This is a genomic window from Paenibacillus sp. S25, assembly GCF_019454085.1.
Lineage (GTDB): Bacteria > Bacillota > Bacilli > Paenibacillales > Paenibacillaceae > Paenibacillus > Paenibacillus polymyxa_B.
Genome location: NZ_CP073683.1, coordinates 1,325,791 through 1,337,354, shown reverse-complemented (window position 1 = coordinate 1,337,354; position 11,564 = coordinate 1,325,791). Strand labels below are relative to the sequence as shown.

The 11,564-nt window shown below is 48.2% G+C and carries 8 protein-coding genes; all 8 read right to left on the bottom strand.

The window, feature by feature from the left end; all coding sequences use genetic code 11:
• Nucleotides 1-10 precede the first annotated feature (10 nt).
• Nucleotides 11-946, bottom strand: coding sequence for a glycosyltransferase (locus KAI37_RS05715; protein ID WP_061830280.1), 936 nt, complete (start codon nucleotides 944-946; stop codon nucleotides 11-13).
• Nucleotides 946-1,644, bottom strand: a complete 699-nt coding sequence (locus KAI37_RS05710; RefSeq protein ID WP_013309152.1) for a sugar transferase — start codon at nucleotides 1,642-1,644, stop codon at nucleotides 946-948. The genes KAI37_RS05715 and KAI37_RS05710 overlap by 1 nt, the downstream gene beginning before the upstream one ends.
• A 16-nt stretch (nucleotides 1,645-1,660) precedes the next feature.
• On the bottom strand, nucleotides 1,661-2,554 hold the full coding sequence (gene galU / locus KAI37_RS05705; RefSeq protein ID WP_071639859.1) for a UTP--glucose-1-phosphate uridylyltransferase GalU: 894 nt from the start codon (nucleotides 2,552-2,554) through the stop codon (nucleotides 1,661-1,663).
• A gap of 39 nt (nucleotides 2,555-2,593) precedes the next feature.
• Nucleotides 2,594-3,232 (bottom strand): CpsD/CapB family tyrosine-protein kinase, encoded by a 639-nt coding sequence (locus KAI37_RS05700; protein ID WP_013309150.1) that lies wholly within the window; start codon nucleotides 3,230-3,232, stop codon nucleotides 2,594-2,596.
• Nucleotides 3,216-3,959 (bottom strand): YveK family protein, encoded by a 744-nt coding sequence (locus KAI37_RS05695; RefSeq protein ID WP_071639858.1) that lies wholly within the window; start codon nucleotides 3,957-3,959, stop codon nucleotides 3,216-3,218. The genes KAI37_RS05700 and KAI37_RS05695 overlap by 17 nt, the downstream gene beginning before the upstream one ends.
• A 282-nt stretch (nucleotides 3,960-4,241) precedes the next feature.
• Nucleotides 4,242-4,880: a response regulator gene (locus KAI37_RS05690; RefSeq protein WP_013309148.1), complete on the bottom strand. Its 639-nt coding sequence runs from the start codon at nucleotides 4,878-4,880 to the stop codon at nucleotides 4,242-4,244.
• Between the two features lie 116 nt (nucleotides 4,881-4,996).
• Entirely contained in the window at nucleotides 4,997-6,634 is a 1,638-nt protein-coding gene (locus KAI37_RS05685; RefSeq protein ID WP_076292334.1) for a sensor histidine kinase, read from the bottom strand.
• A 321-nt stretch (nucleotides 6,635-6,955) separates the two neighbouring features.
• A complete protein-coding gene (gene gltB / locus KAI37_RS05680) occupies nucleotides 6,956-11,554 on the bottom strand; it encodes a glutamate synthase large subunit (RefSeq protein ID WP_068938671.1) in 4,599 nt (1,532 codons plus the stop codon).
• Between the last annotated feature and the right edge of the window lie 10 nt (nucleotides 11,555-11,564).

The following is an 11,564-nucleotide window of genomic DNA, read 5'->3' as shown; positions in this document are numbered from 1 at the left end:
GTTCCATCTTTCACCCCGCAGCTGACTCGCTTTTCCGGTTGCGCAGTGTATCCAACGTCCCACGGATACTTTCAAGCCTGCACCGGTTCAACAGCTTCCTGCCCTCACTACGCGCCAGCAGGGAATCCACAGTGATGTATAACACTTTGGCTGCCGTCTTCGCCATCAGCATCGCGTTGCCGCGCAGACCTACGGCCTGAGCAGCATTAGACATGCCCTGACAATAGTAGCGGTTCATGATCCATTCTTTCGTTAACCGTGAAGCCGGCACAAAATGTTCCACAGACATGTGTGGATGATACATAATCGTTCCACCATTTTTACGGATTTGCTCGAATACCCACGATTCTTCACCTGATAGAAGGATATCTCCCTTTCTGCCTAGATGAAGAGGGAACATAACGGCAGCAAAAGCCGTTTTGCGCATCGCCATATTCGCTCCAAATGGATTCAGTCCCGACGGATATTCACGAACGGCTTTGCCCAGATCAATAATCGTGTAAGGCAGTTCAAGCGGGCCTGTTAGCCAACCCGGTCGTTCCGTCTCAAACATAGGGTCAATTTTCCCACCCATAGCCGTCAGCTCAGGATTGTTCCCGAATGCTGACATAATCGTTTGCAACCATGTAACACACGGAATTGCATCATCATCGAGAAAAGCAATGACTTCCGCTCTTGATAACGTAATGCCTGCATTACGAGCAGCAGACAGTCCTTGTTCGCGCTCATAATGATATCGGAGATGAATATTCTGACCATGGGCGACGGTGAACCTTTTGATCGTCGCTGCTGTATGATCAGTGGATCGGTTATCGACCACTATGATCTCAGCCAGTGCAAGGTCTTCCAGCTCCAGCAGGGACATTAACGTTTTCTCCAGCAGGTCCGCCCGGTTATAGGTGCAAATAACGACGGACACTGCGGGACATCGCTTGAATGCATCCATCAGTAAGCATCCTTGGAGAACAGCATTTTAACGCCTGTTTTCATGATGATTTTCAAATCGAGCCACGTATTGCGAACATGAATATACTTCAAATCCATTTGCACCATTTCTTCGAAGCCTACACTGTTACGTGCGCTCACCTGCCAGTAACCCGTACATCCCGGTGTTACAATCAGGCGTTGCTTATCATAATCGGAATATTGCTCGACCTCGCTGGGCAACGGCGGACGCGGACCGACTAAGGTCATGTCGCCAACCAACACGTTCCACAGCTGCGGAATCTCATCAATACTCGTCTTGCGCAGAAAACTGCCAATTTTCGTGATCCGAGGATCGTTTTTAATTTTGAACATGGCGCCGCTCACTTCATTCAGCTCCATCAAGTCCTTTTTCAGTTCCTCTGCATTGGACACCATTGAACGGAATTTATACATATCGAATAACTTCTCATTCTTGCCCACCCGAGTTTGCTTGAAAAACACGCTTCCCTTTGGGTCTTCGAGCTTAATCAAAACGCCTACCACTACAAAAAGTGGAAGCAAGACGATCAAGCCCACGAACGACAGCAGCATATCAAGGAGGCGTTTTGTGACCAGGTAGGACGTTTTATCCTGAATTTGTGTATTTCCGTATGGCATGTAAAACGCTTTACCTGACATGACAGCCTCGCCGTCCTCCGGTAAATTTTCCATGCTCATGCTGACGTACCCCCTCTCAACCTGCCGTGGTTGCTTTCTCGGTCTTTTTCAACCATTCATGCATGGCCTCCATAACCGGATACTTCAAATCATCGCTGGCAAGTGCAAATTCAAGTGTGGTTAAAATATATCCAAGACGCTCACCCACGTCATAACGTGTGCCTTCAAAATCATAGGCGTACACACGCTCACTCTGATTCAGCTTTTGGATCGCATCCGTCAGCTGAATTTCGCCGCCAGCTCCTTTTTCCTGAAGATCAAGATATTTGAAAATTTTCGGTGAGAACACGTAGCGACCCATAATAGCCAAATCGGATGGCGCTGTACCTGGAGCCGGTTTTTCTATAAAATTATTCACTCGGTACAAGCGTCCGTCCTGCTGATCCGGTTCAATGATGCCGTACCGGTTCGTAAATTCCTGCGGTACCCGCTGCACACCGATAACCGAATTTTGAGTTTCCTCATACTGATCCATCAGCTGGCGCAGGCAAGGTTTCTGACCTGTTACGATATCATCGCCCAGCAGCACACCAAACGGCTCGTCCCCGATAAAGCGTCTTGCGCACCATACCGCATGTCCAAGACCTTTGGGTTCTTTTTGGCGAATGTAGTGGATTTCCACTCCCGAAGAGCGCTGTACTTCCTCCAGAAGCTTCAACTTACCGTCCTCGAGCAGTTTGGATTCCAGCTCAAATGCGTTGTCAAAGTGGTCCTCAATGGCACGTTTGCCTTTACCCGTAACGATAATAATGTCCTCAATACCCGAAGCAATCGCTTCTTCCACGATATATTGAATCGTAGGCTTATTGATAATTGGAAGCATTTCCTTAGGCATCGCTTTTGTGGCAGGGAGGAAGCGCGTACCTAACCCTGCTGCTGGAATAATGGCCTTTTTCACTCTTTTCGTCATCGCACTCATTCTCCTTGCTTCATCGAATTTTGGTGTTGCTTACTTCACCTGATTCATCACAATTCCAACCAGCGTCGCACTGGCCTGCTCCATGAGTTGCTTTGTTTTGCGTAGATCTTCCCGTTTGGTACGACCATGTCTAGCAACGAGAATCACACCATCCGTCAAGCCTGCAATCAAGCGAGCATCCGTATAATTCAACGCCGGAGCCGAATCAAGCAAGATGATGTCATATTCACGTTTGAGCTCTTCCAGCAGCTCAGCCATACGTTCGCTACCGAGCAGATCTGCTGCGTTGTACAGGGTGTCTCCACCGGGAACAACCGATAGCTCCAGCCCACCGTGCCTAACGATAGACTTGGAAGAAGCCCCACCGCGCAAATAAGCCGATAGACCTCCGGTATTCTCCATTCCGAATATCTCGTGCAGCGCTGGTTTATGCAGATTGCAATCCACCAGAGCCACCTTCTTGCCTTCTTGTGCAAAAGAAACTCCGATGTTGGCGAGCAGTGTAGTTTTACCCGCTCCGCTTTCCGGCGAGGTCAACAATAGAACCGTGCCACGGTCCTTTTGCCCAATCACCTGCTGCCGGATGTATGTACGGAGGGATCGAAATGATTCCGAGATATACGATGATGGATTACTTTCTGTAATCAACATGTCATTCAATCGCAGCATATTTACGCTCCCCTACCCGTTCTTTGGAATTTCCGGCTGCTCCATCGACGTCCTTCTTGCGAATGACTGGAATCGATGCGATTACCGGAAGGCCGATGTCCGCGTCCGCTTCTTTCTCCGAGCGCAGCGTGCCGTTAATGCTTTCCAGGAACACAATCGTGCCCAATGCAATCATCAGCGACACGAGAAAACTAATCGCAATATTCATGAGCGGGTTCCCATTAATCGGGTCAGGATTGGCCTGAGGGTCCGCTTCATTTAAAATTTTCACATTATTCAATTCCATCAACCCCGGAACTGTCTGTACGAATTTCTGGGTTACCGCGTTTACAACCGCTGCGGCCTGTGGATAGCTCCCTGCCTCAAACGTCAAACCGATAACCTGACTTTTATCCGAGGATTTAATCTGCAGCTTCTCTGCCAACTTCTGCTGCGTCAAACCGAACTCGGGATGAGTCGCTACAACAGCGTCCATAATTTTAGGTGAAGTGAGAATTTGCTTGTAGCTTTCCACCAAATTAAGACTTGTGTTGACGTCGTTCAGATTGTTGCTCCCCTGCTTGGCGGAAATATGATTAACCAGCAGTTGGCTTGAAGCGGAATAGACTGGCTTCACAACATTGTCGCTCACAAAGTATGTTGTTACACATGAGAGAATGACAAAAATTGCGATCAGCCACAATCTTCTTTTGATCAGGACTAGATAATCCAAAATGGTTTTCTCCACAAAAATCCTCCCTCCTACACATTTTCTCTTCTTATTTTAAGTATGATCTAATTGTAACAATCCGTTGTGTGAACGACATGGAACCGAATGGCACTTTCTCCCTCACTACGGGGGGAGGGAAATGTATACTTTCGGATACGGCATGGTATACTTTTGTACCATGCTTTGTCGATTATGGAAAAAGAAATCGAAAAAAGCCTCAAAATCACCAAGCTTGGTGATTTTGAGGCTTTTCTTTCCACTCGCATATGAAAGTGCAGCGCAGCTTACAGAGTCAGCGCATCATACCATGTTTGTTGGCTCGTACTTCGCCAGACCGATAGCATTGGCATACAATGCTGCCTGCGTACGATCCGCCAGCCGCAGCTTGGCCAAGATCTGACTGACATGCTTTTTGACTGTGAACTCGCTGATAAATAACCGCGATGCAATTTCACGATTGCAAGCTCCTTGTCCCAGCTCGACCAGCACTTCCTTTTCCTTTGGCGTCAGGTCGTCCGACAGATTGCCCGCATCTTCACGCAGCTTGTTTTCGAGAATAGCCGGATCATAATATTTGCGTCCTTTGTTGACAAGATGAATCGCGTAAATTAATTCCTCAGGCAATGCTTCCTTAAGCACATAACCATCCACGGAAGCTTCCTCTGCTTTCAGGAAATCCTCACGTGTTGCGGAAGAGGTCAGCAAAATAAATTTGCTTCTGAAACCACGTCCGCGCGCTATCTTGATAATATCCAGCCCCGATTCATCAGCTAGTTTCAAATCCAGCAGCACCAGATCCGGATCTGTTTCCTCGATCACCACAAGTGCTTCCTGTTGATTCTGGGCCTCTCCCGCAAACTGAACATTGGGCTGCATGGATATAACCGCAGCGAGTCCTTTCCGTACTAAAGGATGATCATCGACAATGACAATTTTCATGATTCGGCCTCCTGTCTACAGTTCAGGATTTGCATAATCCCTATGTATCCGATTGTTACCGCAGATTTTGTATTGCAGAATGTTCACACATTTTATTCGAGGATTTTGCAAAACCCTCATTCATAAGCATTTACCGGAATGGACAATCGGATCTGTGTTCCCTCTCCGATTCGACTTGAAATATCAAATTCGCCTCCCATCGATTGAGCTAAATATTCCATATTCATCATGCCCAGGCCCCCGCCTGCACTGACCGCCTCACCTCCTGCTACCATTCTCGCCGTCTCAAACCCTACTCCGTCGTCATGAATAGACAGTCTAATCACTTGGGGCGTCAATTTTAACTTCACATCAATTCGCTTGGCCAATCCATGACGGATTGCGTTCCCCGCCGCTTCGGAAATGATGCGGAACAAAGCCTTTTGGTACAAATACGGAAGTGAATAATGATCACCATGAATGTCAAAATCAATTTGTACATGGTTCAGCTTGGAGAGTGTATGCAGATGACTTTTCACCGTCCCTAACCAAGTTGAGCCTCCGCTTTTTTTCGAGCTCAAACTATGAATCGCCCCTTTCAGCTCTCTAACCGCTTGGTTGGCAGATTGCTGAATTAGATCAATTTGCTCCTCCACCTGTTCCTTTGGCTGATGACACCAGGTTTGCCGGAGAGAATGCGTTGCGTACACAATACCAAAAAGACTTTGAGAAACATTATCATGCATTTCATTTGCAATCCGGTTCTGCTCATTCGTCACAATCAGCTGATTTTCAATACGCTCCAGCTCATAGCGCTCCAAGAACACAGCGCTCAGCTCAGCCAAGAATATCAGTTGTTGCACCAGCCAGCGTCTTCCTGTCAGACTTTGATCCGGGCCCAGCTTGAGGCCAATCGTCGCTACAAAACGGGTCGTCATCGGTACTGTGATCATGAGGAAATCGCCCCATTCTGGCAGGTGTCTGAAAAATGGTTCACGCTCTTCCCTAAATTCCTCCCGATAATTCCCCAGCTCCTCGAATAGATGCTCCTCCTCCTCTACCGTCCAGCCTGTCTGGCTGCTTTCCGGTGCATCCTCCTCCTGACTATCCAGCCAGAAAAAGGCACGGCTCTGCTTTGTTAGCTTGACCGTATAGTCTGAGATGACCTGGCCGAGATTTAAAGCCTCATTGTGGCTAGTCGTCTCCATGATGTGGTAAATCGACTTGATATGATCCATCGTCTCATTGGCTTGTTCTTTAGCCACCTTCAGTTCGTCCTTCATGACGCCGATAACCTGCATTGCCATCGTAGTTACGATCAGTACCAGAAACAAATTGATGTTCTGCAATATAAGATCCCACAAAAAATATTGACCTGGTGTAAAAAAGATATAACAAAATGTAAGCACCAAGCCGATATAAGAAAGGAGGAGTGTCCAACTGTATCTCATAGACAGATGAGCACAAGCCACCAGCATGGGGGTAATCACATACCATTTGAACGGGCTATCCATCCCTCCGGTTGGGAATAACAACAAAATGATTCCTGCTGTTTCTAGTGCAATGCTGCATTTCAATACCATATCATGAAGTCTGTATTTACGGTAAATCCAAGTAAATGCTGTAACGGATAAAAATAGAAAACCAATCAGTAATAGCTTCTGCCACACGATTAACCTAGATGATTCGAACAGAAAAACAAGTGACGTTAAAGATAGTGATACATAACGGTATAAAAAAATCATTTTGTCTTCTGCTGACTTCCTCAACTTCATCCTGTCACCCTATTCTGTGTTTTGAAGGGACGATGGGCATATTAGGTTTGTTTGTGTACTCTAAAAAAATCATAACCAATCCAAAAATAAATAACAAGACATAAACTCTTACGTAAACGGTTACATTCCAAAAAATTTGGTACTTTTTATAACATATTTACCGTTTCAGGAAAACATTTTGGGGGTAATGTCAGAATTTATGACGTTTGTCAAGGAAATGAATCACATTTTTAGCAACCTAAAAAAGACTTGCTGGTACCACCGTGATTATAACAGCGGTATTCAGCGAGTCCTTTTTTAGTAAATTTGATAGTCTATATTTTAGCCCCCGGCACGCGCCAATTCACGCATATTGGCTTCAAATGCTGCCAACAGAGCTTCATCTCCGCTCAAACCAGTTGCCTCTTCTTTTTGGATCTGTTCAACCATACGCTTGTAATCCTTTGGAATCACCCGTACAAACTGCTGAATCGCAGTCTGCCAATCATCCAAAATACGTTGCCCCGCTTCACTACCCGTGTAAGTGACATGGCGTTGAATCAAGCCGCGCAAATCCGCTGCTTCTGCTGGTTCTTCCACACCTTCCAGCAACACCATTTCCAGATTACAACGGCTCAGGAACGTCCCCTCAGGGTCATAGACATATGCAATACCTCCGGACATTCCGGCTCCAAAATTCCGTCCGGTTCCACCCAATACCGCTACACGTCCGCCCGTCATATATTCGCAACCATGATCCCCAACGCCCTCAACTACAATTCGTGCGCCGGAGTTCCGAACGGCAAAGCGCTCGCCTGCGATTCCGCTAATGTAAGCTTCACCGCTGGTCGCTCCATACAAAGCCGTATTTCCGATAATAATGTTCTCTTCTGCCTTAAAGGTCGCTTTGTGAGACTTTTTCACAATAACCTTACCGCCAGATAGTCCTTTACCGACATAGTCATTGCTATCGCCTTCCACGCTCAGCGTGATGCCTTTCGGAATAAATGCCCCGAAGCTCTGACCTGCCGATCCAATAAAGTTAAAGCGAATCGTATCCTCAGGCAGACCCGCCGCTCCATACTTACGGGTGACCTCGCTGCCCAGAATCGTTCCTACCGCCCGATTCACGTTTGTGATAGGTAAGGTGCCCTCAACAGGCGTTCCGTTCTCCAGCGCTTCCGCAGCCATCGGTACGAGCTGCTGCATGTCGAGTGTTTCTTCCAGACCGTGATTTTGGCGTTGTACGCGGTAACGTACACTCCCTTCTTCCAGCTCAGGAACATGCAACAGCAAGCTCAGGTCAACGCCCTTCTTCTTCCAGTGCGAATCGGCGTTCACGGTATCCAGACAATCCGTACGTCCAATCATTTCCTGAATCGTACGGAAGCCCAATTCCGCCATAATTTCACGGACATCTTCTGCGATGAAACGCATAAAATTCACCACATGAGCAGGATCACCCATATAATTTTTGCGCAGCTCCGGATTCTGCGTAGCCACACCAACCGGACATGTATCCATTTGGCATACCCGCATCATAATACAGCCCAACGCCACGAGCGGCGCTGTAGAGAAGCCATATTCTTCCGCGCCCAACAGGGCAGCTACTACCAAATCGCGGCCAGACAGCATCTTGCCGTCTGTCTCCAATACCACGCGGTCGCGCAGGTTGTTTAACATCAGCGTCTGATGCGTCTCCGCCAGCCCCAGTTCCCAAGGCATACCCGCATGGCGAATGGAGCCTTGCGGGGAAGCGCCTGTACCACCGTCGTAACCGCTGACCAGAATAATGTCAGCACGGCCTTTTGCTACCCCTGTAGCAATCGTGCCTACGCCTACCTCTGACACCAGCTTTACGTTAATGTCAGCACGCGGATTGGCGTTTTTGAGATCATAGATGAGCTCTGCCAAATCCTCGATAGAATAAATATCGTGATGGGGCGGTGGTGAAATCAAACCTACTCCTGGCGTAGAACCACGTACCTCAGCGACCCAAGGGTATACCTTACGTCCTGGCAGTTGTCCACCTTCGCCCGGCTTCGCGCCTTGCGCCATTTTGATCTGAATTTCGTCGGCATTAACCAAGTAATTCGATGTTACACCGAATCGGCCCGACGCTACCTGCTTAATCGAACTGCGACGAGAATCGCCATTGGCATCCGGTATGAAACGTGCAGGGTTCTCCCCACCTTCACCCGTATTGCTCTTGCCACCGATCCGATTCATCGCAATCGCCATATCTTCATGCGCTTCCTGACTGATTGAGCCAAAGGACATGGCTCCTGTCTTGAAGCGACGCATAATGGATGCAGCGGATTCCACTTCTTCCAGCGGCACAGGCTCACCCGTAGGCTTCAACTGAAGCATGGAGCGGATTGTTAAATGCTGTTCCGTTTCGCCCTGCACCAGCTTGGCGTATTTCTTGTATAACTTGTAGTCTCCAGAGCGAACCGACTGCTGGAGCAAATGCACCGTTTGCGGGTTAAACAAATGCTCTTCCCCGTCGTTACGCCATTGATAGTCGCCGCCCGAATCCAACACTTTGTCGTTGCCGTCCTTGTCGGTGAAAGCACGGTTATGATGAACCAGCGCTTCCGTAGTCACTTCCTCCAGACCGATACCACCAATGCGGGAAGGTGTCCAGGTGAAATAACGGTCAACAAAATCCTGCTTCAGACCTACAGCCTCAAAAATTTGTGCTCCACGGTACGACTGAATCGTGGAAATACCCATTTTGGACAATATTTTAACGACACCCTTTGTTGCCGCTTTAATATAATTTTTAACTGCCTTTTCGTGCGAGATGCCGCGCAGCAAGCCCTGCTGAATCATGACATCCAGCGTTTCAAAAGCCAGATAAGGATTAACCGCGCTCACACCGTAGCCAAGCAGCACCGCATAATGGTGAATATCCCTTGGCTCCCCGGACTCCAGCAAAATGCTCACACGTGTACGTGTACCCTGCTTAATCAGATGGTGATGCAGGCTGGAAACAGCTAGCAACGCTGGAATGGCCGCATTTTCCGCATCCACTCCACGGTCGGACAAAATCAGGATGTTATGACCTTTGTCAATGACACGGTCAGCCGCCTCAAACAATCCTTCCAGCGCCTTGCGTAAGCCCTCAGCACCTTCCTTCGCTTCAAAGAAGATCGGAATTGTCATAGATTTGAAGCCCGGACGGTGTACGTGGCGAATTTTGGCAAACTCCTCATTCGACAACACTGGCGAATCCAAACGAATCTGACGACAGCTTTCCGGTTCTGGATGCAGTAAATTGCGCTCTGGCCCAATCGTAGTTGCGGTTGACGTTACAATCTCTTCACGAATGGCGTCAATCGGCGGGTTCGTGACTTGGGCAAACATTTGTTTAAAGTAATTGTACAAACGTTGCGGACGATCAGACAGCACCGCCAATGGTGCGTCGTACCCCATTGAGCCAATCGGTTCTGCACCTGTAAGTGCCATCGGCTCCAGAATTTTGCGCAGTTCTTCAAACGTATATCCAAAAGCGAGCTGAAGCTGATTTACATTTTCATGTTTAGGCTCTGGCTGTTCTAGTGCTTCCGGCAGCTCATCCAGATCAACCAAGTGCTCATCCAGCCATTGCTGATAAGGTTCCTCGGAAGCGATACGTTCCTTTAACTCTTCGTCAGAAACGATACGGCCTTCTTGGGTATCAACCAACAGCATACGACCCGGACGGAGACGATCCTTATAGAGCACATTTTCAGGTGCAATATCCAATACACCCGCCTCTGAAGACAGTGCAATCAGATCGTCCTTGGTCACATAGTAACGTGCAGGACGCAGACCGTTGCGGTCGAGAATCGCCCCGATCTGGATACCGTCTGTAAACGCCATTGCAGCAGGTCCGTCCCACGGTTCCATCATGGTGCTGTGATATTCATAAAATGCGCGTTTCTTCGGGTCCATGGTTTCATGCTTGTTCCAAGGCTCCGGCACCATCATCATGGCTACATGAGGAAGGGAACGTCCGCTCAGATACAGAAACTCCAGCGTATTATCAAACATGGCTGTATCGGAGCCATCTGGGTTAATAACTGGTTTTACCTTCTTGATATCTCCGCCAAACGCTTCACTTTCAAACTGCGCCTGGCGAGCATGCATCCAGTTCACGTTGCCGCGCATAGTATTAATTTCACCGTTGTGAATCATAAAACGATAAGGATGCGCACGGTCCCAGCTCGGGAACGTATTCGTGCTAAAACGGGAATGGACCAGCGCGATCGCCGATGTCACCCGCTCATCCTGCAAATCCAGATAAAATTTGCCTACCTGCTCGGTTGTCAGCATTCCTTTGTATACAACCTTGCGACATGACAAACTTGGAATATAGAACGACTCACCGTTCTCATCCTCTTGGTTATAGCGAATAGCAAGCTCTGCACGTTTACGAATGACGTACAGTTTCCGTTCGAAGTCCAGCTCTTCCTTCAGATCGCTACTGCGACCGATGAATACCTGACGCACGCCCGGTTTAGCTGCTTTTGCCGATTTTCCCAGCATTTCGTCATAAGTTGGAACATCGCGAAAACCCAAACAATTTTGACCTTCGTCCACGATGATATCTCTTAGCTTCTGCTCATGCACCTCACGAACTTTGGGATCATTGGATACAAAAAGCATACCAACGCCATAATGTCCGGCCTTTGGCAATTTGAAACCCAATCGCTCCGCTTCCTCTTGAAAAAACAGATGAGGGACCTGAATCATAATCCCTGCTCCGTCACCGGAGTTTGGTTCACTTCCCTGACCGCCCCGATGCTCCATATTCACGAGCATGGTCAAAGCCTGACTTACAATATCGTGCGATGGTTTTCCCTTGATGTGGGCAACAAAGCCCATGCCGCAGGCGTCTTTTTCGAATTGGGGATCATATAGTCCCTGTTTGGGTGGTAAACCTGTCTGTCTCATGGAACGCAAC